25 protein-coding genes are annotated in these 22,235 nt (G+C 73.1%); 11 read left to right on the forward strand and 14 right to left on the reverse strand.

The window, feature by feature from the left end; all coding sequences use genetic code 11:
- Positions 1-263 precede the first annotated feature (263 nt).
- Positions 264-866: a helix-turn-helix domain-containing protein gene (locus ACFW2G_RS20650; protein WP_384583772.1), complete on the reverse strand. Its 603-nt coding sequence runs from the start codon at positions 864-866 to the stop codon at positions 264-266.
- A 19-nt stretch (positions 867-885) separates the two neighbouring features.
- Entirely contained in the window at positions 886-1,155 is a 270-nt protein-coding gene (locus ACFW2G_RS20655; RefSeq protein ID WP_037930364.1) for a hypothetical protein, read from the reverse strand.
- A 1,120-nt stretch (positions 1,156-2,275) separates the two neighbouring features.
- Here ACFW2G_RS20655 and ACFW2G_RS20660 point away from each other — a divergent pair.
- Entirely contained in the window at positions 2,276-2,494 is a 219-nt protein-coding gene (locus ACFW2G_RS20660) for a hypothetical protein (protein WP_037930366.1), read from the forward strand.
- Between the two features lie 253 nt (positions 2,495-2,747).
- Here ACFW2G_RS20660 and ACFW2G_RS20665 read toward each other — a convergent pair whose 3' ends face one another.
- Complete coding sequence (locus tag ACFW2G_RS20665) at positions 2,748-4,094, reverse strand: hypothetical protein (RefSeq protein WP_384451460.1); 1,347 nt, start codon at positions 4,092-4,094, stop codon at positions 2,748-2,750.
- 163 nt (positions 4,095-4,257) lie between these two features.
- Between ACFW2G_RS20665 and ACFW2G_RS20670 the strand changes: the two genes are divergently transcribed.
- The gene (locus ACFW2G_RS20670) at positions 4,258-4,485 is read left to right on the forward strand and encodes a hypothetical protein (protein WP_052031369.1); all 228 of its coding nucleotides are present in this window, start codon (positions 4,258-4,260) and stop codon (positions 4,483-4,485) included.
- Positions 4,486-4,603: 118 nt separating this feature from the next.
- Here the strand turns inward: ACFW2G_RS20670 and ACFW2G_RS20675 are convergent, their stop codons facing one another.
- Both ACFW2G_RS20675 and ACFW2G_RS20680 read right to left on the reverse strand, forming a co-directional pair.
- A complete protein-coding gene (locus ACFW2G_RS20675; RefSeq protein WP_384583769.1) occupies positions 4,604-5,203 on the reverse strand; it encodes a TetR/AcrR family transcriptional regulator in 600 nt (199 codons plus the stop codon).
- Between the two features lie 16 nt (positions 5,204-5,219).
- Complete coding sequence (locus ACFW2G_RS20680) at positions 5,220-5,918, reverse strand: SAM-dependent methyltransferase (RefSeq protein WP_384583766.1); 699 nt, start codon at positions 5,916-5,918, stop codon at positions 5,220-5,222.
- Between the two features lie 94 nt (positions 5,919-6,012).
- On the opposite strand from ACFW2G_RS20680, the gene ACFW2G_RS20685 reads away from it, so the two are divergent.
- Entirely contained in the window at positions 6,013-6,936 is a 924-nt protein-coding gene (locus ACFW2G_RS20685; protein ID WP_384451467.1) for an NAD(P)/FAD-dependent oxidoreductase, read from the forward strand.
- 169 nt (positions 6,937-7,105) lie between these two features.
- Entirely contained in the window at positions 7,106-8,731 is a 1,626-nt protein-coding gene (locus ACFW2G_RS20690; protein WP_384451470.1) for an MFS transporter, read from the forward strand.
- A gap of 191 nt (positions 8,732-8,922) precedes the next feature.
- Here ACFW2G_RS20690 and ACFW2G_RS20695 read toward each other — a convergent pair whose 3' ends face one another.
- From ACFW2G_RS20695 to ACFW2G_RS20710, 4 genes are all read right to left on the reverse strand, one after another.
- Positions 8,923-9,567, reverse strand: coding sequence for an ATP-binding protein (locus ACFW2G_RS20695; protein WP_384451473.1), 645 nt, complete (start codon positions 9,565-9,567; stop codon positions 8,923-8,925).
- Positions 9,568-9,667: 100 nt separating this feature from the next.
- Positions 9,668-9,970: a transcriptional regulator gene (locus ACFW2G_RS20700; protein ID WP_037930375.1), complete on the reverse strand. Its 303-nt coding sequence runs from the start codon at positions 9,968-9,970 to the stop codon at positions 9,668-9,670.
- Positions 9,970-10,440 carry a hypothetical protein gene (locus ACFW2G_RS20705; protein ID WP_384583763.1) on the reverse strand — a complete coding sequence of 157 codons (471 nt, stop codon included), beginning with the start codon at positions 10,438-10,440 and terminating at the stop codon, positions 9,970-9,972. Before ACFW2G_RS20705 ends, ACFW2G_RS20700 begins: the two co-directional genes overlap by 1 nt.
- A 232-nt stretch (positions 10,441-10,672) precedes the next feature.
- Entirely contained in the window at positions 10,673-11,608 is a 936-nt protein-coding gene (locus ACFW2G_RS20710; protein WP_384583760.1) for a class I SAM-dependent methyltransferase, read from the reverse strand.
- A gap of 263 nt (positions 11,609-11,871) precedes the next feature.
- Between ACFW2G_RS20710 and ACFW2G_RS20715 the strand changes: the two genes are divergently transcribed.
- The gene (locus ACFW2G_RS20715) at positions 11,872-12,480 is read left to right on the forward strand and encodes a GPP34 family phosphoprotein (protein WP_384451483.1); all 609 of its coding nucleotides are present in this window, start codon (positions 11,872-11,874) and stop codon (positions 12,478-12,480) included.
- 186 nt (positions 12,481-12,666) lie between these two features.
- Here the strand turns inward: ACFW2G_RS20715 and ACFW2G_RS20720 are convergent, their stop codons facing one another.
- The 3 genes from ACFW2G_RS20720 to ACFW2G_RS20730 form a co-directional block, all read right to left on the reverse strand.
- Positions 12,667-13,308 (reverse strand): fasciclin domain-containing protein, encoded by a 642-nt coding sequence (locus ACFW2G_RS20720; RefSeq protein WP_384451534.1) that lies wholly within the window; start codon positions 13,306-13,308, stop codon positions 12,667-12,669.
- 111 nt (positions 13,309-13,419) lie between these two features.
- Positions 13,420-15,003: a molybdopterin-dependent oxidoreductase gene (locus ACFW2G_RS20725; RefSeq protein ID WP_384583758.1), complete on the reverse strand. Its 1,584-nt coding sequence runs from the start codon at positions 15,001-15,003 to the stop codon at positions 13,420-13,422.
- 241 nt (positions 15,004-15,244) lie between these two features.
- A complete protein-coding gene (locus ACFW2G_RS20730; protein WP_384583756.1) occupies positions 15,245-16,072 on the reverse strand; it encodes an oxidoreductase in 828 nt (275 codons plus the stop codon).
- Positions 16,073-16,290: 218 nt separating this feature from the next.
- Here ACFW2G_RS20730 and ACFW2G_RS20735 point away from each other — a divergent pair, with 218 nt between their 5' ends.
- The 4 genes from ACFW2G_RS20735 to ACFW2G_RS20750 all read left to right on the forward strand — a co-directional run bounded on the left by ACFW2G_RS20735 (position 16,291) and on the right by ACFW2G_RS20750 (position 18,543).
- Positions 16,291-17,268, forward strand: coding sequence for a TerC family protein (locus ACFW2G_RS20735; protein WP_384583753.1), 978 nt, complete (start codon positions 16,291-16,293; stop codon positions 17,266-17,268).
- A 54-nt stretch (positions 17,269-17,322) separates the two neighbouring features.
- Positions 17,323-17,544 (forward strand): hypothetical protein, encoded by a 222-nt coding sequence (locus tag ACFW2G_RS20740; protein WP_384583750.1) that lies wholly within the window; start codon positions 17,323-17,325, stop codon positions 17,542-17,544.
- A 232-nt stretch (positions 17,545-17,776) separates the two neighbouring features.
- Positions 17,777-18,265: a DUF2975 domain-containing protein gene (locus ACFW2G_RS20745; RefSeq protein ID WP_384583748.1), complete on the forward strand. Its 489-nt coding sequence runs from the start codon at positions 17,777-17,779 to the stop codon at positions 18,263-18,265.
- Positions 18,265-18,543, forward strand: a complete 279-nt coding sequence (locus ACFW2G_RS20750) for a helix-turn-helix domain-containing protein (protein WP_384451497.1) — start codon at positions 18,265-18,267, stop codon at positions 18,541-18,543. Before ACFW2G_RS20745 ends, ACFW2G_RS20750 begins: the two co-directional genes overlap by 1 nt.
- A gap of 65 nt (positions 18,544-18,608) precedes the next feature.
- Here the strand turns inward: ACFW2G_RS20750 and ACFW2G_RS20755 are convergent, their stop codons facing one another.
- Positions 18,609-19,457: a C40 family peptidase gene (locus tag ACFW2G_RS20755; protein ID WP_384583745.1), complete on the reverse strand. Its 849-nt coding sequence runs from the start codon at positions 19,455-19,457 to the stop codon at positions 18,609-18,611.
- Between the two features lie 415 nt (positions 19,458-19,872).
- Between ACFW2G_RS20755 and ACFW2G_RS20760 the strand changes: the two genes are divergently transcribed.
- Positions 19,873-20,607: a rhomboid-like protein gene (locus ACFW2G_RS20760; RefSeq protein ID WP_384451503.1), complete on the forward strand. Its 735-nt coding sequence runs from the start codon at positions 19,873-19,875 to the stop codon at positions 20,605-20,607.
- Between the two features lie 37 nt (positions 20,608-20,644).
- On the opposite strand, the gene ACFW2G_RS20765 is transcribed toward ACFW2G_RS20760, so the two are convergent.
- Positions 20,645-21,118, reverse strand: a complete 474-nt coding sequence (locus tag ACFW2G_RS20765) for a cupin domain-containing protein (RefSeq protein WP_384583742.1) — start codon at positions 21,116-21,118, stop codon at positions 20,645-20,647.
- Positions 21,119-21,252: 134 nt separating this feature from the next.
- Here ACFW2G_RS20765 and ACFW2G_RS20770 point away from each other — a divergent pair, with 134 nt between their 5' ends.
- Entirely contained in the window at positions 21,253-22,164 is a 912-nt protein-coding gene (locus ACFW2G_RS20770; RefSeq protein ID WP_037930399.1) for a LysR family transcriptional regulator, read from the forward strand.
- The last annotated feature ends 71 nt before the right edge of the window (positions 22,165-22,235 follow it).

Below are 22,235 nucleotides of genomic sequence, written 5' to 3' on the forward strand. Positions count from 1 at the left end.
CCACCGGCCCCCGGGCAGTGTCTCGATCCGGGCCGCCGCTTCGTCCGGGGTGGCCGTCGGCCGGCGTCGTGGCGTCGGGGACCGGCCCGAGAGCCCGCGCTCGGCGACGGGCAACGGCGCACTGCCCCACCACGGTGATCCGGCATCGGGGTCGGCGGGTGGGGTGGTGCGGACGGTGCGGTGCTGTTCGCCCACGGGCCGCGGGCCGCCGCCGCAAGGCCGGGGCAGCGGCGCCTCCGCCATCGCCGCACCCGGACCGCGGTTCACCAGGGAACCGCAGCAGGGGCCGCGGCGCGGTGCCAGGCGGCTTCCCAGGCAGGGAAGTCGGCCGGGGGCGTGTCGCAGGCCTTGAGGAACAGGCGCAGTTGGTCGAGGGTGGGGACGCGGCGGCCCGACAGGATGTCGTGCAGGGTGCTGCGCGGCAGGTAGCTGACCGGGGTGCCCGCGACAGCATGGCGGGAGGCCATCGCCCGCAGCGTCGGCTCTCCCGCGGTGGTCCTGACGGCACGCATGGCCTGCAGGAGGTGGGCGGGTTCGGTGACCAGGGGCAGGGGTCGTCGTGCGGGCCGCCGGTGCGGGGAGTGACAGGCCGGGCAGCAGCGGCCGTGAGCGGCGGACCGCCACAGCCTGGCCGCACGGCGGACGTCCCCGCGGCACACGGTCACGAAGGCCTCCACCGTCGCCCAGCGCGGCAGGCCGACGCCCTGCTCGGCGCGCCAGAGCGTGGTGTGGGTGACGGACCGGCCGTGTTCGGCGAGCAGGCCGGACATCTGACGGTGGGTGAGGCGCGAACGCCGGCGCAGGGCGGCGAGCCACTGCGCCAGCGCGGCCGCGGCGTGCGCCGCGGCCGGGCCGGTACGGCACATCAGGTGCGTACCGCGGGTATCAGGCGCGGCGCCGGACGACCCGGCGCAGCACCGGGGACGCGGGAGCCGCGACGGCCCCGCGGGTGGGCGGACGGTGCGCCGCGAGCACACCCGAGGCCGTCAGCAGCGCCGCCACCGGCTCGGCCGGCACTCCGCATGCGACCATCACGGCCGCACACACCACCACGACCACGACCACGATCCGCGACGGGAACGCGGCCACGGTGCGGCCGCCCCACGCCCAGACCCCGCATACGGCCCGGCCCGTACCCGCTAGGTTCATGTCCACGGGAAAGCTCCTTCACTGCCTGCTTTGCTCACGGCTGTCGCCACTCGACATCCGGCCCCCGCCAGGAACAGCGCCTGGGATCTTGCAGGACCCCGTGGCACGGAGACCGGAAAAGGAATGTGCCCCGTTCGCGACGCTTTTAGAGACCTTTCATCAGGAACGTTGCATTCCGTCCGGTCTCCCCTGCACCACCCGCAGAGCGGATTTCCGCAGGCCGCTCCCCCGCCCCGCCCTCCTTGAGGGACGTCCGTACGCCCGGATGTCCGTACCCGTCCACCACCGTGCAGGGTTCGCCCCGCGGCCGGACGGGCACCCTGCTTCCTAAGCTCTTCCCGCCTCTCTTGCGGAGCAGGCAGCAGAGCCACGGCAATCGGAGGCCGCACCCAGCGGCCGCCCGTGCGGCCACCCCAGCCGCCGCCACTCGACACCCCAGGGGAACCGATCAGCGTGCGTTGCAGCGCACCACGATCACTGGCGGCCGCCCCAGGCGGCCGCCCCACCTGCTCCCCTCCGCTCCCCTGTTGCCCCACCACCCGAACCCTCAAGCCCGCCCCGTTCAGGCAGCACCCGTGCCGCCAGGCGCGTTCCCCGGCGCGCTGCCCGGTCATCCACAACACGTTCGGCGACGGCGGCTTCCTCGTTCAGCAGGATTGCTTACCTCACCAGCGATGCCTGCTCCCGTTCGAAGAACGCGGCCGCTTCGTCGACGTACTCGGGTGAGATCCGTTGCGTCACGCCCCTCCTCCCCTCCGGTGGGTCCGCCGGCTGCTGTACGTGCGGCTGCTTTGCCGGTCGGCGCACTCCTGACGAGCCGACAGGACCTCTTCACCACTCAGGTCGTACGAGGCGCGCCGAGCGCTGCCTCACCGCCGCGACGCCACTGCCCGTACCGGTCGGGGCGGGCCGGCGGAGCGGTTCGGGGGAAGCCGCCGCCTTTTCGGTGACAACGCTTCGCGGCGGCCCGGCTACTCATATGCTTCTACATGTGTGTAGATTCCGCTATTGGTGATCTTCGCGCACTGCTCCGCCGGCATGCCCGCATGTCGGCGGCGGTGGGTGGGGAGACGGCTGGTGGCGGATGGACGTGTTGGCTGTTTGTTCTTCAGGGAGGGACCCTTTCATGGCGTCGATCGATCTCGACAAGGTGCTGGACAAGGCGTGGGCGGACAAGAGCGTGGCGGAGGTGCTGGCGGCCCCGGTGGACGCGCTCAAGGGCGTGAGCGAGCGGCAGGGAGATCTGCTGAAGGAGGCGTTCGGGATCAAGACGGTCGCCGACCTGGCTGACCTGAAGTTCGCCCGCTGGGCCCAGGCGCTCGCCGCACTGGACGCCGCGAAGTAGCACCTCGCGCCGCCGGCGCACCCCTTTTTTCGCCCCGGCGGCGTGCCGCCGGGGCATCCGTCTTCGTGGACCGAGTCCGCGGTCGTGGGCGCCGCCATGGTGTCCACGGCTCCTCGGCCCTGGGAGGGGCACCGGGTGCCTGCCGTCCTGACCGCTCCCCGCCGCCGCGGCGACGCGGCGCTTCGCCCGGGGGCGTCGTCTGGTCCGGGGGCGTCGTCTGCGCGCCCTGAACTGCCCGGCGTCCCGGGGCCGTTCACATCAGCGGAGGGAAGCCGCACGTGTAGTGGTACGAGTCGTCCGGGTCGACGGCGGAGGCGCTCTTCACGTCGCGCGCCGCCAGGAGGATGAGCCCGATCACAAGCAGGAAGACTCCGACGCCGAGGCACCACCCCACCCCGGTTGTCGGGCGGGTTTGCGAGGTCGGGCCACCGGCGTGCAGGAACAGCCCGATGAGCAGGAGCAGCAGGCCGAGTGCGGCGGTGCCCGCGAACGCCCGCTTCAGCCCGCCGGTGCTGTCCGTCGGGTCCGGCTTCGGCAGGGCCACTGCGGACGGCGTCACCGGGTCGCTGATATCGCCGGCGAGCCGGGTTGCGTCCTCGGCAACTGGCGGCCGGCCTGCGGCTTCGGGAGCTTCCCGGTGGGTGGGGTGGCGGTCGAGGGCCTGGCCGACGGCCTGCAGCGCCGGGGCGAACACGACGTCCTGGGCGTGGTTGTCCCGGCCGGCATCGGCTGCCGCGAGTTCCATCTGAAGGCCCACCAGGTCTTCGCGCAGCCGGGCGGACTCCATGCGGAGGCGGTCGCGTTCCTGCCGCAGGGCTGTCGCCTCGGCGGCCGATTCCGCCAGCAGGCCGCGGAGGGCCTGGATCCTGTCCTCGTGTGCGCGCAGATCCCGGCGGAGGCGCGCTTCCACTTCTTCCCGGGCCCGGACCTGCTGCTCGCGTTCGGCCCGGGCCTGGTCGAGCCGGGCGTCGAAGGCGGCGTGGTCGCGGCGGCGGGCGTCTTGCTCCTCTTCGACGAGGGCGTTCAGGCGGGCGGTCTCGCGCCGGTGGTGCTGTCGCCGCGTGCGGAGTTCGTCCTGGGCGGCGGTGAGGGCCTGGCTCGTCGTCGCGTGCCGGGTCAGGAGGTCGTCGTAGTCGGCTTGGCGGCGGCGGTGCTCGCCGACGGCTTCCTCAAGCCGGGCCTGGACCCGGTCGTGGAGGAGGACGGTCTCCTCGTAGGCGTCGGCCATCACCAGGCGTTCGGCGAAGGCGGGATGCGCCTCGCCCAGGGCCGCGGTGTGCAGGCGCAGCGACAGGGACCGGACCTCGTCGCTCGCCCCGCAGAGCCGGATGATCGCCTCGACCGTGGAGCGGTGGGGAAGCCGGTCTCCCGAAAGGTTCTTCGACAGGGCCGAGGCGCTCAGGGCCACCCCCGGGGCGACGTGCTTGCTGGCCAGGTCCGCGGCCCCGATCAGGGACCGCAGGTGCTCGACGAGCGCCAGTTTGTGGGGACGGTTCTTGAAGACCTCCGGCTTGAGCGGGTGGAGCGGCCGGCGGGCAGGACGTGTTCCTCCGCCTGCGGGTCCTTCACCGCCGGTTGCGTCCTCGGCAACACCCGTCATGGCTGTTCTCCCGGTTGACAGCTTCGGAAAGAAGATCGTTCCCCTTGGCGCAGCCGCTGCTGCGAGGTGACGCTCGAAGCATTCCCCGCCGCGCGCCGCGTTCAGCGGCCCGCCCGGCGGAGGGTGACGTCCTGCGACCTTCGATGTACTGAGGAGAACCATCGTGCCGAGCCGTCGTGCCCCGCGTGGCCGCTTTCCCGTAGATCTCGCCGTGTTCCTGGCGGTTCTGGCCGCCGGCGTCGTCCTCATCCTCGTCGGTCGTGTCTCCCCCGAGGCCCTTGCCGGGTACGCCTCTGCGCTCGCCGGCCTGTACGCGGCCTGGCAGCGCCGGCCCGGCGGCGGAGAGGCCCGGCGGACTCCGCCCGAGGGCCCGCCCGCGTCCGAGCGGTAGGCGCCGCCGCCCCGCCCGAACAGACCTGCGGCCGCTTTCGCCCGGGCCGGGCCCGTCGGGCCCTCGCGCCCGTGCCCACGGTCGACAACGGCGCCGCCCGGGCCCGCGGCGGGCGGGGCTAGCGGGTCGGGCAGGCGGCGACGACGCGGCGGAAGAGAGCCTGGACGGCCGCGGTGATGTCGGTGCCGGTGCTGGTGTGGTGGCACGGTCCGGTGTAGGCGTGGGTGAGGAAGTCGGCGGTGAGTTCGGGGTCGGGGACGTCGAACTCGCCTGCCGCGTGGCCTTGCGCGAGGAGGGTGACGAGCAAGTCGCGGGCGGCGGTCATGGGTTCCTCCCCCGCCGCACCGCCGGGTTCGTGGAAGAGCTGGTGGTAGAGCTCATGGTGGTCCTGTTCCGCGGCGATCCAGGCGGCGACGAGGCCGTCGAGGCGTGCGGTCCAGGTCAGGCCGGGCTGCTCCAGGAGGGCGGCGGGCTGCTGGAGCATGCGGTCCCACATCTCGGCCTGGAGGGCGGCCAGGAGCTCCTGTTTGGAGTCGAAGTAGAGGTAGACCGTGCCCTTGGCGACCCCGGCGCGGGCGGCGACCTTGCTGACCGTCAGGGCCTCGTAGCCGTCGGCCAGGAGCAGGGCGGCGGTGGCGTCGAGGATCTGGCGGCGGCGGACGTCCGGGGGCTGGAAGCGGCCGGTGGGCTGGGCGGGGGCGGACTCGTCCGCGGGCACGGTCCCTCCTTCGTCGTCAGGTGGCTGGCCGACCGGTGATCGGTCGGTGGGCGAGGTCCAGGGTGTCATGCGGTTTGCGGGCGGTGACGATGACCGCGTGGTCTTCGCTGGGGTGCTGCAGCCTGGGCACGCGTTGCCGTTCGGCGCGCACGATGTCCAGGCCGAGGCGGGTGAGGGCGTCGGTCAGCTCGGCGAGGGTTGCCAGGTCACCGGGGTCTCCCCAGGCGCAGGCTTCCTCGTCCCATTCGCCGACGGCCAGGACGCCGCCCGGGGCGAGTGCGGCGGCCAGGGTGGCCAGGGTGGCGGTGCGGGCGGGGCCGCGGGGCGGCAGCGCGTAGGAGCTGAGGGCGAAGCCGTAGGCGCTCTCGGGCTGCCAGGAGGCGCTGTCGGCGACGGCGAGTTCGATCCGGCCGTCCAGGCCGCGGGCGCAGGCGCTGGCGCGGGTGGAGGCGATGGCGCGGGGTGCGAGGTCGACGGCGGTGACGCGCCAGCCGCGTTCGGCGAGGGCGAGGGCGTTGCCGCCGGCGCCGCAGCCCAGGTCCAGGGCCCTGCCCGGGGGGAGGTGGTCGGCGGGGGCCAGGAGCGCCGGGTCGGGGTCGGCGGTGTCGCTGCCGTCGCCGGTGTAGAGGTCGTCCCAGGCGAAGTCCGGGTACGAGGCGGCACCGGGTCCGTGCGGGTGGTCGCCGCCGCAGGCGTGGTGGGTGGCGTGGGTCACAGGTCCTCCAGGGGAATCAGATCGAGCGAATGACCGTTGGTCAGTAGTATGACCACTGGTCATTCGATTCGTCGAGTCCCTTCGGAGGCATCCCGTGAACCCCACCGCCCAGTACGACACCGTGATCATCGGCGGCGGGCCCGCCGGCCTGACCGCCGCGCTGGCCCTGACCCGCTACCGCCACCGCACCCTGGTCGTCGAGTCGCCGGCCCCGCCGCGGAACGCCGCCTCCCGCGGCGTGCACGGCCTGATCGGCCTGGAGGGCGCCACCCCCGGCGAACTGCGCGCCCGCGCCTGGGAGGAGTTGGACCGCTACGGCCTGGCCCAGCGACTCGACGCCACGGTCGGCAGGATCACTCCGTCGCCCGGGGACGGCTTCACCGTGCGTGCGGACGACGGGACGTCGGCCTGGGCCCGGAACGTGATCCTGGCCACCGGGGTCACCGACCTGCATCCCGACGGCGTGGAGGGCTTCGCCGCCTGCTGGGGCCGCACGGTGATCCACTGCCCCTTCTGCATCGGCGAGGAGAACGCCGACCGCACCTGGGCCCTGGTCGCCGACGAGCCCGGCTACCTCGCCATGGCCGCCACCGCCTTCCGCGCCTGGACCGGCGACACCGTCGCCATCGCCCCGCCCTCGCTGCCCGGCGCCGCCGAACTGCGCCGAAGCCTGCGCGAACAGGGCAGCGACCTCATCCAGGGCGAGATCACCCGCCTGCACCACACCGACGGCGACCTGCACGCCGTGGAACTGGCCGACGGCACCCTCCTGGAGCGCCAGACCCTGCTGTGGCCCCGTCCCCAGCGGCAGGTCCCGCTCGTCGAACGCCTGGCCGCGGAGCAGGGCCTCGCCCTGAGCGACGGCTACGTCACCGTGGACGACGGCTGCCAAACCAGCATCCCCGGCCTCTACGCCGCCGGGGACCTCACCGCGAAGACCTGGGAACAGGGAGCCGTGCCCGCCGTCGCCGCCGGGGCCGCGGCCGCCGACGCCATCCACTTCGCCCACCTGGCCTGACCGTGCCGTACGCGCCGGGCACCCGACGGGGGGAGGGAAGGTACCCCGGCCGGGCGCCCGGCCGCCTGGTTCCCCCGCCTGCGGTGGGCGTGTCATCCCAATGGGGCGATGTGCGGCAGGGCGGATCAGGCAAGACTCTCGCGAAGCCCGATTCCGTCCCGGAGGTTCCATGCCGAAAAGCGGCACGCCCCGCATCGACGATCCGCATGAGGCCCCGGCGCGGGCGTCGCTCGTTCTGGCGTCCCTGATCATCGTTGCCGCGGTGGCCAACTTGAACCTGTCGGTGGCCAACGTGGCGCTGCCGGCGATCGGGAAGGCCTTCGACTCCTCCCAGAGCGCGCTGAACCTGATCGCCGTGGGGTATTCCCTCGGCCTGGCCGCATCGGTGCTCTATCTGGGTGCCGTCGGCGACCACTACGGGCGCAAGCTGCTGCTGCTCCTCGGCGTCACCCTGTCCGTCCCCGCCTGCCTGCTCGCCGCGTACGCGCCGACCGACACGGTCCTCGTGACGGCCCGGATCCTCGGCGGGCTGTCGGCCGGCATGGCCTTCCCCACCACCCTGGCCCTGATCACCGCCCTGTGGGCAGGTCCGGGGCGGACGAAGTCGATCGCGCTGTGGTCGGCTCTGGGCGGCGGGATCTCCCTGCTCGGTCCGGTGATCGCGGGCGCCCTGCTCGAACGCTTCTACTGGGGTTCGGTGTTCCTGGTCACCCTGCCCCTCGCCGCGGTCGCGCTGGTCATGGCCCTGCTGTTCATCCCCGCGCACGCCAACGAGTCGGCCGAACCGGTGGACCACCTCGGCGGCGTCCTGTCCGTCCTCCTGGTCGCGGGACTTGTGCTGGCGATCAATTTCGCCGCCGTCCCCGGCCAGGGAGCGCTGGCCGGCGGCCTCGCCGTGATCGCCCTGGCCGCCGCAGCGGTGTTCTTCCGGCGTCAGCGCCGGGCTCCCAACCCGCTGTATGACCTGCGCATCGCCGCCCGGCGCACGTTCTGGGTCGCCGCGTGTGCGGGAATCATCGTGTACGGGGCCATGATGGGGTCGGCGTTCATCAGCCAGCAGTACCTGCAGAACGTGCTCGGGTACGACCCCGTCGAAGCCGGCGCCGCCATCCTCCCCCTCGTCGTGATGATCGTGCTCGTGGCACCGCGGTCCGCGAAGCTGGTCGAGACACGCGGCGCCCGCACGACCCTGCTGACCGGTTACGCGTTCCTCTTCCTCGCCTTCGCCTGGATGCTGCTGTTCTGGGGCGAGGACAGCAGCTACTGGCAGATCGGCTTCGCCTACGTGCTCATCGGAACCGGCTCCGGCTTCGCGGGGACGCCCGCATCCCACTCGCTGACCGGATCGGTGCCCGTGCGACGGGCCGGCATGGCCTCAGGCACCGCCGACCTGCAACGGGACCTCGGCGGAGCCGTCATGCAGTCCGTCATGGGCCTGCTCCTCACCGCCGGCTACGCCTCGGCCTTCAGCGCGGCGATCACCGCCTCCCCCGGGAGCGGGAAGGTGTCGGACCAGGTCCAAAGCGAGCTGACGAAGTCGTTCGCCTCCGCCGAGCAGGTCGCCCAGCAGTACCCCCGGTACGCCGACCAGATCGTCGCAGCGGCCCGCCAGTCGTTCCTCCACGGCGACGACTGGGCGTACACCGTCGGCCTGGCCGCGATCGCCCTCGGCGCGCTGCTGATCTTCTTCATGTTCCCGCGCCGGGACGCCGAGCGGGAACTCCTGCGGCGCTACCGCGCCGAGGACTCCGCCGACGCGGCCACCGGGGGCAGGCGGAGCGGGCCGGAAGCCTGAAAGGGCTGCCGGCCGGCCGGCCGAACGGCTGTCGCGCGCGGCCGCCGGACGCGGGGCCGAGGCGGTGCCGCGGGCCGGTCCCGCCCGTCCGCACCCGGCAGGCGTCCCGGCGTCTGGAAGCGGCCGCTCCCGGACGCCTCGGCCGGTGCCGGCCCGCCGGCGCTGCGGGGACCTCCGCGCCGGACCCGTGGTCACGGACCCGGCCGGGCCTCGCCGTCGCGCTGATCGTCGAGGCGGACGGTCAGGCGGGGCCACTGCCCGGACCAGCGCGCCAAGTCCTCCGCGGTCGGCGACCAGTGCGGAGGCAAGGCTTCGTCGGGCAGGAAGCGGACGCAGGTGCCCGTGGTCCCGTCGGGTTCGACGGGCTGGAGCCCGGTCACCGGGACGCCGTACTCGTAGCGCTGGCTCCAGGCCCCGTGGAGACGGCGGTTGGTATGGATCAGCCACTCGCTGAGCGCCGCGACGACGGACATGCCGCGACGCGGGTGTCCGTCCGGAAGCCGCTCCGCCTCCGGGAGGTCGAAGAACCGGAGGTCCTTCGTGGCCATGACCGGTTTCCTGACCACGCGGCCGTGCGCGTCGACCCGGGTGTCGGTGCCCCGGCCGTCGTCCTGCACCGACACCGAGCCGTCGGCGTGGAGGGTGACCACACACCGTCCGCCGCCCCGGCTCGCCGCTTCGTCGGCGGCGTAGGCGACGATCTCGAGGACAAGGTGTTCGGGCCCGCCCGGCGCGAACTGCGCGGGTTCCCGGCGGATCCGGCCGAGATGGTCCGCGTCCACGGTGGCGGCCCAGTCGTGTGTGGTGTTGACCCAGGGAGCCTTCGATCCGTCCATCCGGCAAGTATCCGCCGGGTGCGTGAGGATCCTGCGCGAGGGACCCCGTTGCCGCCCCTGGGCGCCACACCACCGGGGCGGTGCCGCAGCGTTGCGGGCACTACTTCGGGGGTGTGCGGGCCGCCGCCACGATCCGCTCCAGCGCCGCGGCGTGCCGCTGGAAGGCCTGGCGCCCGTACGGGGTGAGGCACAGGTGGGTCTGCCGTCCCGTGCGGTTGCGGGTCTTGCGGACTTCGACGTACCCGGCGGCCGCCAACGCGGCCACCTGCTTGGACAGAGCCGAGTCGCTGGTATCGACCGCGTCCCGCACGAATCCGAACTCCACCAGATCGGCCGGAGCCAGCAGTGCGACCACCGAGAGCCGCGCCGGAACGTGCAGGAACTCGTCGAAGTCGGGGTCCATCAGGCGCCGTTCCTGCGGATGACGGACCCGAGGACCGGGCGCAGCGCGTACGAGGCAGCTACCGCCGCGAGGGCGGTGACGGCCGCGGCGAGCGTGTGCCGTGCCGGCAGGCCGGCGAAGTGGGCCGCGATGGCCGCCGTCCAGAAGAGCGCGAGGAGGAGGACGCCCACGGCCGTGTAGAACAGCGCCTCCGGGCCGGTGGTCCTGCGTCGGACGGAGGCCCTGCGCTGGTATACGAGAAGCCCTCCCAGGGTCAGGCCGTTCCCCACCACGATCGCGGCGGTTCTCCAGGAGCCCTGCAGGTCGAAGGAGGAGCACACCGCGAACAGGCCCAGCGCCGCGGCGATCAGGTAGGGACGGGAGTGGGCGTGGCGCAGGTATCCGTCGAGTGTCTGCTCCTGACGGTGGTGTATGGCGTCGAGGGCGGCTTGGGCGTCGTGGGGGGTCATCGGGGTGGCGTTCCTGGTCATCGATCCTCCGAGTGCTTTCCTATGAGGAAAGTACCACCTTCTTTCCTTTCCGGAAAGAAGGTGGTCCGCGCAGTGGCGGGAACAGGCCCGACCGGTCCCATGCCCTGAGCTCTCGTCAGAGGGCCTCGGCAGCATGGGTGGTGGCGCGATTCGCCGCACGGGCCTGCGTCCTCGCGACGCCCCCTGGAGCGGACCCGGTCCGGGGGCGGGGGTGGGTCAGCCCCTCTCGGTGTCAGCCCCTGCGGCGGCGGTTGCGGGCGACGACGGCGCGGGTGACCACGGGCGGGAGCAGGTCCTTGGCCAGCCTGCGCCAGCGGGCACCGGGCCGGCGCGCGGCGGCGGGAGCGGGGGGCCGCGCGGGTTGCGTCCTCGGCGCGGGGTGCAGCGGCTGCGGGGGCTCGGGCGCGGACACGCCCTGGTCCCCGATGCGTACCAGGGGGCGGCCGTCGATCACGTCCACGCCGTGCCAGAGGTCGGTGCGCTGCTCCAGCCACGCGAGCAGTGCCGCCTGGTGGGGTGCCGGGTCTCCCCAGGTCGCGTAGAGCTTCGAGGCCGAGACGCAGACGGGGTTCAGTTCGCCGGTGACCACGGCGGTCCAGACGGCGGCCGCGACACCGGGGCAGTGCTCGGAGCGGTAGTCGTCGAAGACCACCACGGCATCCGGGGCGGCGACGCGGCGGGAGGAGGCGATGTCGGTGGCGACGTGCTCGTAGAGGTGCGAGGCGTCGACGTGCACGAATCGGCAGCTCGCCGGCTTGACCCGGTCGGCGACGACCGAGGTGGGGGCCTGTATGAGCGTCGGCAGCGCTTCGTGGAAGGCCAGGTAGTTCGTCTCGAAGCCGCGCCGGGTGAGCGTGGGGTAGGAGCTGCGGTTCTCCGCGGCGTTGACGTCGTCCGTCGCGGGCGAGTCGAAGAGGTCGCAGACGGTGAACTCCTCGCCGGGCCGCAGGTACCGTCCGAGGAAGATCGCGCTCTTGCCCAGGAAGGCACCGAGCTCCAGCAGGTCGCCCTGCTGGCGCTCATCGCTGTTCTGGCGCGTCAGGAACCAGTCGAAGAGCACCTGGTCGTAGGCCGAGAACCAGCCTTGGACCTCCCGGTACGCGGTGGGGGCGGGCGGGGTCGGCCCATCGTCGGGGGTGGTGGCGGAAGCATGTGAGGCATGCGGCACGGAGAGTCGTCCTCCAGCGGAGTGGCATCGGTTTCCACGCGGGTACCCGGCCGGGTAGCGGAACCCTAAGCCCTGGGTGGACGTGTGACGAGATGTGAGCGGGACCGACCTTGTGGTTCCCGCCCCGCGCGCCCCGTGTGCCGCACCCCGCCATGCGGGCCAAACGCCGTGCCGGAAGGGGAGCGGACGGCGTGTGAGTGATACTTGGCCCTCACCACGCCCCGCGGCGGGACGCGGTGCGGCCGACGACGAGGGAGCCGTACATGACCACGGCGAAAGACCTGTTCAGCATTGCGCTGGAGCCCCGGCCGGAGGGCTCTCCGGGGCAGGGCGATCTGTCGTTGTCCCTCGCGGGCGCGGAACTGGTCGACCTGCTGCGTGCCGCGGCCGTCGCCCTGGACGGCGATCTGATCGTGCCGGGTCCTCGGCCGGACCTGGACGACCGGCTGCTGGGTGCGGCGGCGGCCGTGCTGGTCCGGCAGGTGCCGTACGAGCACGTCGAGGACTGGCTGTGGCGCAGGGGCCGTGACCTCGCCGCGGCCTATCAGGAGGCGTTCGAGGAGGACGGGCTGCTGGCGCGGGCGCGGCGCGGCCGGCTGGGCCTGGGGGCGGAGCGGATGGAGCTCGTCGACACGCCCGCCCGGCATCGTGCGCAGCGTCGTTGGCAGGCGGGCGACCCCGTCCTCGGGGCCCTCGCCGCGGCCATCGGCATCGACGGTGGTGAAGGCGCCGGCGATGACGGCGGACCGGGCGGCGAGGCGGTGACGACCGTGCTCGCCGCCGTCAACGACGCGGTGATGGAACTGGAGGCGGTACGCCAGCGGCGTTCCATCGAGAACGCGGCCTTCGCCAACGTGTGGCGGGTCCCGTAGGCACCGCCCTGGCAGGGCCGCGGCGCGTCGTGGACCGTCGGGAGCGCAGCCCCGGCGCCCTCCCTCTCCCCCGGCGGGCCCGGCACGCCGTCGGGGGGACGGTCGTGCGGTGCGGCCGGTGGCCCTGCCCTCCCGTCGCATGAGGGGCAAGGCCACCGGTGGCTGCCGTTTCCGATCGGGTGGCGGCTACTTGGGCATCAGGACGGTGTCGACGATGTAGACGTTGGCGTTGGCGGTCTTGACGTTGCCGCAGACCACGTTGGAGGTGTCGTTGACCTTGTAGGCCTCGCCGGAGCCCATGGTGGTGACCATGCCCTTCTGGAGGGTCTCGAAGCTGCCGTTCTCCAGCTGCTGCGGGGTGAGCTTCTGGCCGACGACGTGGTAGGTCAGGATCTTGGTGAGGGTGTCCTTGTCGGCGAGGACCTTGTCGAGGTCGGCCTTGGGGATCTTCGCGAAGGCGTCGTTGGTCGGCGCGAAGACCGTGATGTCCTTGGCGTTGTTGAGGGTGTCGACGAGGCCGGCCTGCTTGACCGCGGCGACCAGCGTGGACAGCGCCGGGTTGTTGGAGGCCGCGGTGGCGACCGGGTCCTTGGCCATGCCGTCGAACGAGCCCGCTCCCTCGGCGGGGACGCCGGCACAGGCCGGGCCGAAGGGCTCGTTGCCGGTGGACGCGTCGTCCACCGGGGTGTTCGCGCCGGTCTTGGCCTCGTCGCCGGCGGCCGGTGCGGCCTTGGTGTCGCCGGAGTCGGAGCACGCGACGAGGGAGAAGGGCAACAGCGCGGCCGCGGCCACGGCGATCGCGGTACGGCGGATCTGCAGGGTGTTCATCATCAGTCGCTCCCCTTGAGCTTCTGTCGGTCTGTCAGGGTGGTGGGGGTTCGGGGGTGGTTCGGGGGTGGTGCTGCCGGAACGGGCCCTGGAGTGGGCCGGGCCGGGGGTCTAAGGGACGGTGACGAAGACGCTGTGCCAGCCGCTCGCCCCGTCGGGGATGGTCCGCGCGCGTTCCTCGGTCTGGACCTGGCCGGTGCCGTCGGTGGCGCGGACGGTGATCGTGTGCCCGCCCGGGTTGGCGTTCCAGGGGTAGGACCACTGGCGCCAGGTGTCGACGGTGTCCTGGACGGCCAGGTCCGCGTCCCGCCAGGGTTCGTCGTCGATACGGACCTCCACGCGGGTGATGCCGCGGCGCTGGGCCCAGGCGACCCCGGCGACCGTGATGGGGCCGGCGGCGGGGCGGGCGAAGGGCTTGGGGGTGTCGATCCGGGCCTGGGTCTTGACCGGCGCGCGACGGGCCCACTTCCGCTTCACCCAGTAGGGGTCGTAGGCGTCGAAGGTGGTCAGCTCGATGTCGGTGATCCACTTGCAGGCCGACACGTACCCGTACAGGCCGGGGACGAGCATGCGGACGGGGAAGCCGTGGTCGAAGGGCAGCGGTTCGCCGTTCATGCCGACCGCGAGGATCGCGTCGCGGCCGTCCATGACGTCCTCGACCGGTGAGCCGAGCGTCATCCCGTCCACGGACCGGGCCACCAGCTGGTCGGCCGGGCCGCCCTTCGACGGCGGTTTCACCCCGCACTCGGCGAGCAGCGCGGCCAGGGGGACGCCGAGCCAGCGGGCGGTACCGAGGTAGGGGCCGCCGACCTCGTTGGAGACGCAGGTCAGGGTGATGTCGCGTTCCACGAGCGGGCGGTCCAGGAGCTCGTCGAGGGTGTAGGTGCGCGGTGTGGTGACGCCTTTGCCGTGGAGGCGCAGCCGCCAGCTGCCGGCGTCGACCCTGGGGACGGTCAGAGCGGTGTCGACGCGGTAGAAGTCGGCGTTGGGGGTGGTGAAGGGGCTGATGCCGGGCACCTTCAACCGGGCTCCGGCCGGTACGGGCGGAGCCGGGGAGGCCGGTGGGGGCAGGACCAGGCCGGCGCGGGAGGCGACCGCTCCCTGCCCCTGCCGGCCGGAGAGGAACCGGCCGAGGGCGCCTGCCGATGCGGCCGCCACAGCGGTCAGGGCCGCCGAGGCAAGGAAACCGCGCCTGCTCCATCCTTCGGTGCCGCTGTGCCCGTCCCCGGCCGCCGGCTCCGGAACGGGTACGGCCTTGGAGGCCAGGACGTACAGGGCGGTTGCCCCTGCGAGTGCTCCGGCGATCGAGGGCAGTGCATCGCCGATTCCGGTGGAGTCCGGGCGGCTGAGGGCCGCCGCGGAGCCGACGATCCCGAACAGCAGCACGCCGGCGGCACCGGCCCGCCGGTGGTCCAAGGCCAGGATGCCCAGACCGACGGCGATGACGGCGAGGATCGCCAGGATTCCCAACTGCAGGACGGTCTTGTCGTTCTCCCCGAACGTACGGATCGCGAAGTCCTTCACCGCGGCCGGGGTCCGGTCGATCACCGCGCCGCCCACCACCGTCACCGGCCCGGCGGCCGGCCGCACCCAGCCGGCGACCAGCTCGGCCACGGCGAGCGCCATGGCAGCGGCCAGAACGCCGGCCGACGCGCCCAGGGCGGCGCGGGGAAGGGTGCTGCGGAAGTGGTTCACGTACCGGATTCGGCAGCATCCACCTGGCGGATTGGCCAGACACCCGAAAGAGTGACCCGCGCGCCGGAAAGGTGCCGGCGGTCCGTGGTGCGACGGGCCCGGCCGCGACCCGCGAAGGCGGCGCCGGCACGCAGCGGGACAGGAGTGCTGCCCGTGGGCACGGTGGTCGCCGCGCCGCGCCGCGCCGCCCCGCTCCCGCTCCGCCCCGCTCCCGCACCGCGCCGGCTGAGGGGCCTCGCGGTCAGATGGCGGTGGAGAGCGCCACGTGGCGCCACTGGTCGAGCTCACGCCGTACCAGGTCCAGCTTCGCCTCGACGCGCTCGACCGCGTCCGCGCCCAACTGCAGGCGCAGCGGCGGCCGAGGGGCCTCGGTGACGTCGACGATGGCCTTGGCCGCCTTCTTCGGATCGCCCTGCTGGAGTCCGTCGTTCCGGGCCAGCGCCTCGCGGACCGGGCCCGCCGCGGCGGCGTAGTCGGCGATGGCGGCCGGTTCGACCTGGAGGCTGGAGCGGCCGAGGAAGTCGGTGCGGAAGCCACCGGGTTCGACGATCGTGACGTGGACGCCGAGCGGGGCCAGTTCGCCGTGCAGCGCTTCGGAAATGCCCTCGAGGGCGAATTTCGACGCCCCGTACAAGCCGACCGCCGCAGCGGTGGCGAAACCGCCCACCGAGCCGATGTTCACGACGTGTCCGGACCGCTGGGAACGCAGGGTCGGCAGGGTCGCCCGCACCGTGTTGAGCAGGCCGAACACGTTGACGTCGAACAGGTCGCGGGCTGCCTTGTCGGAGGTCTCCTCGATCGCGCCCACGAGTCCGTAGCCGGCATTGTTGACCACGACGTCGATCCGGCCGAACTCCGCGAGGCCGGCCCGCACCGCGGCCGCCAGCTGCTCCGGTTCGGTCACGTCCGCGTTCACCGCGAGCAGTCCGCCGGGCTTGTCCGGGTACGCCGCGAGCACGGCCGAGGCGTTCCTCGCCGTGGCGATCACGCTGTGCCCTCGTTCCAGCGCCTCACGGGTGATATCCGCGCCGAGTCCACGCGATGCACCGGTGACGAACCAAACGCCCATGTTCTCCCCCATTCCGATGGCCGACCGGCCCGACCGGCCGACGGCTTCACGCTAGGAGCTGGAGCCCGCTCCAGCTCAAGAGGTATGTGACGGGAGTCACCAGCAGACCGGGGCGCCCGTCGGCCGCACGCACCCACGAAAAGAGCAAATAAGTACAATTACGGCAAAATCGCGCTTGGGGTGCCGCCCCACCGACTGCCGTACCGCGGGGGTCCGCCGTGCACGACGTGCCCTACTGGCTGTGGATCGTCTTCGCCGCCACCGTCCTCGCGGCGCTGGCGGTCGATCTCCTCGCGCACCGACGGGCGCACGTCATCGGCTTCCGCGAGGCGGCGGCGTGGAGCGGGGTGTGGGTCGCCCTGGCCCTGGCCTTCGGCGGTCTGGTGTTCGTCGTCGTGGGCACGCAGGCGGGCGTGGAGTACACGACGGCGTGGCTGCTGGAGAAGAGCCTGTCGGTCGACAACCTGTTCGTCTTCGCCCTGATCTTCGGCTACTTCCGGGTTCCGCGGGCCTACCAGCACCGCGTGCTGTTCTTCGGGGTGCTGGGCGCGCTGGTGTTCCGGGGGGTCTTCCTCGCCGCCGGAGTGGCCGTCGTCAGCCGGTTCACGGCCGTGCTGTACGTCTTCGCCGCGATCCTCTTCTCCAGCACGTACAAGATCCTCAAGGAGGAGGACGACGGCTTCGACCCGGGGCGGAGCCTGGCCGTCCGGCTGCTGCGGAAGATCGTCCCGGTCGGTGAGGACTACGTCGGGGCGAAGTTCTTCGTGAAGGAGGCCGGCCGGCGCGTCGCCACGCCACTACTGGCCGTGGTGGCCGCGATCGAGGCGGCCGACCTGGTCTTCGCGGTCGACAGCGTGCCCGCCGTGCTCGCCGTCAGCAGTGACGCCTTCATCGTCTACAGCAGCAACGCCTTCGCCATCCTGGGGCTGCGGGCCCTCTACTTCGTGCTGGCCGGCATGCTCGACCGCTTCCACCACCTGGGCACGGGACTCGCTCTGATCCTCGCGTTCATCGGCGTGAAGCTGGTCCTGCAGGCCACGCACGAGCTGATCAGCCCCGCGGTTCCCGAGATTCCCTCGCAGGTGAGCCTGGCCGTGATCGTCGCCGTCCTCGCGGCGTCGGTCGCCCTCAGCCTGCTCCGGCCACACCCGCCGGAGCCCCCGCCAAACGGCAGCGGGCCCTCCAGCGGGGCGTAACCACCCCCACCAAAGAAGGTTCAAAACAGAGCAAAGCGGGCGTAAAGTCGATGCATGGACGGCGAAAAGCATCCCGCGGCGGCGATCCCCGGACACCTGTGCCCCAGGTGCCATCAGCAACTGCCCGCGACGGTCCGGCGGCACCGGACGATGGGCATCCACGTCCCCCTCTACACCGATGCCCCCTGCGCCAACCCCGCCTGCCCCGAGGCCGCCCCCGCCGGACGGGCAGCGCGGCAGGCACAGCCGCTCCCCGAGGACCGGGCCACCCCCTGAGGCCCCCCGCTTCGCGGGCCGGGCGTGGGCGTCGAACCCGCCGGCGCGCAGGTCGACGTTCCGGCGCTTCACCCAGAGGCCCGGAGGCGCCGACCCGGGGGGGGCTGCGCCGCGCCGGAGGGTTGCCGCCGCTCCCCGTCGGTCCCGGAGTCGGGGCCGCCGAGGTCCCGCCCCTTGCTCGACCTATCGATTTTCGATAGATTTCGATCGTGGGTCGATGGAGGGATGGGTCATGGGCAAGCTGACCGTGCGGGCGTTGCACGTCGTGCTCGGGGTGGTGTTCGCCGGCACCGTGTTCGTGCAGGCGGGGATGGTGTGGGCGTTGGTCACGGGCGAGACGGAGGGGGGATCGCTGCCGCTGACCCCGATGCGCGTGATCGTGGCCCTGGGCATGGTGGCGGCCCAGGTGGCCCTGGTCTGCGTGTGGCGGCTGACGGCGATGGTGCGGCGCGGGACGGTGTTCTCCCACGCCGCGTTCCGGTACGTGGACGGCGTGATCGGCGCGATCACGGCTGTGGCCGTGCTGTGGTTCGCGGTCACGGCGGTCAACGCCCCCGGCCAGCGGGAGGATCCGGGCGTTACTGTGATCATGGGCGGGATCGGCTTGGCCATCCTGGGGGTCGCGCTCATCGTGCTGGTACTGCGGATGCTGCTCGCGCAGGCCGTCGCGCGCGACGGCGAGGCGGCACGGATGCGGGCCGAGTTGGACGAGGTGATCTGATGCCCATCACCGTCGACATCGACGTGATGCTGGCAAGGCGGAAGATGTCCGTGGGCGAACTCGCCGACCGGGTGGGGATCACGCCGGCCAACCTGGCGGTGCTGAAGAACGGCCGCGCCAAGGCGGTGCGCTTCGCGACGCTCGCCGCGCTCTGCGAGGCGCTCGAGTGCCAGCCGGGCGACCTGCTGCGCTGGGAGGCCGGGGACACCGCCGCGCAGGACGGCGCGGGGGCCGAAGCCGCCGGGTCCGGGCTGCCCGGGCAGCACCGGCAGGGCTGAACGGCCGCGGAACCGTACCGGCGGTGCGTGGTGCCCCGGGCGATCGCGGGATGTGAGGGGCGTGTTCAGGGGCAGGTGCGTACGCCGTCCAGCCAGGCGGGGCCCTTGATGTAGATGTTGGTGATCCATGCCCGGTATTCGGGCAGGTAGGACCAGGCGTCGTTGGTGTAGCCCTCGGCGGTCACGGGTTCGGCGTGTTTCTGGCAGTCGATGCGCACCGTGGTGGGGCCGGGGAACTTGTGCACGCGCGGGCTGCCGGTGGAGGGCTCCCGGTGGGTCCACACGTCGGTGCCCCAGGTGCTGAACGTGCCGGGTGCCTGCGTCGGCGGCGCGAAGCGGACCGCTCCGGCATAGTCGCCGCCGAGCCGTACGTCGGCGACGGTGATCCGGGTGCCCGATTCCCGGGCCTCGACCATCCTGCCCGCGCCCAGGTAGATCGCGATGTGGTGGATGGAGCCGCCCGAGCCCCAGGCCAGGAGGTCTCCCGGGAGGAGCGGGGCGGTCCCCTCGGCGGCGGTGAACCGCTGCCGCACCTGCGGTGCGTGGAACTGGTGGTAGGCGTTGCCGGGCAGGGGGTCGCCGCCGGCGGCGCGGGCGTAGGCGTAGCGGACCAGTCCCGAGCAGTCGAAGCCGAGCCGCTCGGGGTCGTGGGCGCTGTCCGGGTCGCTGGGGTCGACCTGGCCGTAGGTCGGGCCCGGCTGCGGCCCGTGGCCGCCGCCCCAGGTGTACCAGACGCCGATCTGTTCGCAGGCGGCCGCCACGGCCTGCTCCGCCGTGGTGGAGGCGCCGGCGGCGAGCACCCGGCACTCCCCCGCCGCCGTCCTGGGTGCAGCGGTGGCGCTGTGGGCGCCTCCCCCCGCGGCCAGGAGGGTGAGTGCCGCCACCGCCGCCACCGCTGTCGTGCGCATCGCCATGTCCGGTCCCCCGTTTCCGCCGCGCGGTCGTCCGGCCGCGGGCCGTCGTGCCCGTGGTGTCCTGTCCGGGCGCTTCCGAGACTGTCGCCCGCCTCCCCCGTGTGTCGAGCAGGCGCGGGTCGCCCGCTGCGAACGGGAAACGGGAAACTTCCGGGAAACCCCTTCCGGTCTGGGGTTTTGAGTGTCCGTCACTCGTGAGGGGGGCGGTGTCCTGGTCGGTCGGCTGGAACCCGGGCGCGGCACACCGCATCCCTTGGGGTGGCCGGGAGTCAGCCGGGGCGGTTGCCCTCGCGGGCCGGCCACGCCTTCGCCCCGACCCGACCTGCCCGAGCCTGACCGAACCGAACCGAACCGGAGAGTGCCGCCGATGAACCCTCAATCACCGCCGGGGCCCCTGGGCAGAGCGCTCCGCGTCGTGCGGAGATATCCGCGCCGTGCGCCGCTGACCCTCGCCTATGTCTGCCTGCTGCTGGCCGGCCACGCCTGGATCGGCCGGGTGTCCGACGAACGGGCGGCGGCCGTGCTGGGGTACCTCAGCACCAACCTGGACAACCTGCGCGACCATCCGCTGGCGGCGCTGGCCGGCAGCGCGCTGTTCTTCGACGGGACGCTCACCGATGTGGCCTCGACGGACTTCGTGGGCACCCTGATCACCCTGGGGCTGGGGGTGTGCTGCTTCCTGGCCTGGGCGGAGTCGCGGTGGGGGAAGCGGCGTGCGGTGGCGGTGTTCCTCGGCGGGCATGTCGTGGCGACCCTGCTCACCGCTGCCGTCATCACCGTCGCGCTGCGGTACGGCTGGTATCCGGCGGCGGTGCGACAGTCCTTGGACTACGGGGTCAGTTACGGTGCGCAGACGGTGCTGGCGGTCGGCACGCTCGCCCTGCCCCGCTGGGGGCGCCTGCCCTGGGCGGCTTTCGTCCTCGCGTGGCCGCTCGGCGGTGCCGAGTGGTCCGGGCCGCTGCCGGACTTCACCACCGTCGGCCATCTCACGGCGGCGGTGATCGGCTTCGGGCTGCTGGCCGTCCCGGCCTTCCGGCGGCCGCGGGCCGGTGCTGCGGGACCGCCCCGCACCGTGGCGGACGGCGGGCCGCGGCCGGGTGCTCTCGCGCGGCCGGCGTCGCCGGCGGGCGGATCCGGGCAGCGTTCCTGACCGGCCGCTCCCCCTTTGCGGGTTCTCCCGGGGCGGGCTATTGGGGTGTGTCGGCAGGGGCGAAGTGCACGTCGTAGCAGTCCTGTTCGGGCAGGAGCGCGGCGAAGGTGTCCAGGCCGTGCCGGATGCGGCCCAGGGTGCGGAAGTAGTCGAAGCGGTCGACGGCCGGGGTCAGCAGGACGAGCAGGTCCGCCGTGGCTGCGGGAGAAGCGCCGAACGCGTGGACGTGGCCGGGCGGTATGCAGACGAGTCCGCCGGCGGCCACGGTCGTGGTGCGGTCGTCGAGGGTGAAGCGGGCGCTTCCGTCGAGCACGTAGAACACCTCGGTCGACCGTGCGTGGTGGTGGGCGGGGGCGCCGGTGGCGCCGCGGGGGAGGGTGAGGCGGTTGGCTCCCACCGCCGCGCCGGTGTCGGATGCGTCCGCGAGGAGGCGGAACCCCCCGCCGTGGGGGAAGTCGATCCGCTCGGCCTGCTCGCCGTGCACGATCAGGGGCTGTCGGGGGGCGTTCATCGGCGGTCTCTCCTGTGGTCTGCGGCGTGTCGCGGATGCGGTTCCATTCGATCCCGGGAAGCGGTTGTGATCCACCGGCTGTTGGAGAAGACAGAGATCACCGGTCGTGACGAATCGCTGCGGGAGGCGGACGGGTGGAACTGCGGCAGTTGAGGTATTTCGTGGCTGTTGCCGAGGAGGGCGGCTTCGGGCGGGCGGCGCAGCGGCTGGGGATCGTCCCGTCGGCCGTCAGCCAGCAGATCGGCCGGCTCGAACGCGGTTGGGGGGTGGTCCTGTTCGAGCGTACGACCCGGCGGGTGCGGCTCTCCTCGGCGGGCGAGCGGTTGCTCCCCGAGGCCCGTGCGGTTCTGGCGGCTGCCGAGCGCACGGTGCGGGTGGCCGCCGATGTCACCGCGGGTGCCGACGGTGTGCTGCGGCTGGGCGGTGTCCACGGCCCCCGGGACCGGCTGGGGCGTGTTCTGGCGCTCCTGTCCGCTGCCGCTCCCCGGCTTCAGGTGCGGCTGCGGAGGATGCCGGTCGGCGATCGGCTGGCCGCGGTACGTTCCGGGGAGCTCGACGCCGCCCTGGTGCGGGCGGTTCCGTCGGCGGCCGGCCTGGAGTTGCTGCCGCTGTGGAGCGACCCGCTGCATGTGGCCCTGCCCCAGGGCCATCCGCTGGCGGCCGAACGGGCTGTGGGGCTGGACCGTTTGGCGGGGCTCGCGCTGCGTCTGGCTCCGCGCGCGGAGAACCCGTACTTCCACGATCTGGTCGTCGACGCGTGCCGCAGGGCGGGGGGCGTGCCGCCCGCCGGGCCGCCCTTCGCCGGTCTGCAGGCCACGCTCGCGGCGATCGGCACGGCGCGCGAGGCGTCGTGGACCGTCTTCTACGAGGTCCAGGGGATGCCGTCGGTCCCGCGGGTGGTGGTGCGCCCGCTCGCCGGCCTGAGCGTGACGACGTCCCTGGCGGTCCGTCCCGGTCCGCCCGATCCGGCCCTGCGCCATCTCCTGGCGGCGCTGCACCGGGTGGAGGGCGCCGTCGGGCCGGCCGCGGGGGGTGTGCGCGGGTAGGCGGGGTGCGGGCGCTCTCGGGCACGTGCGCCGCCTTCGGCGCTGGCAGCCTGTGGCCTGTTGCCGGGCCG

Origin of the sequence: Streptomyces sp. NPDC058880 (genome assembly GCF_042742535.1) — a bacterium.
GTDB lineage: Bacteria > Actinomycetota > Actinomycetes > Streptomycetales > Streptomycetaceae > Streptomyces.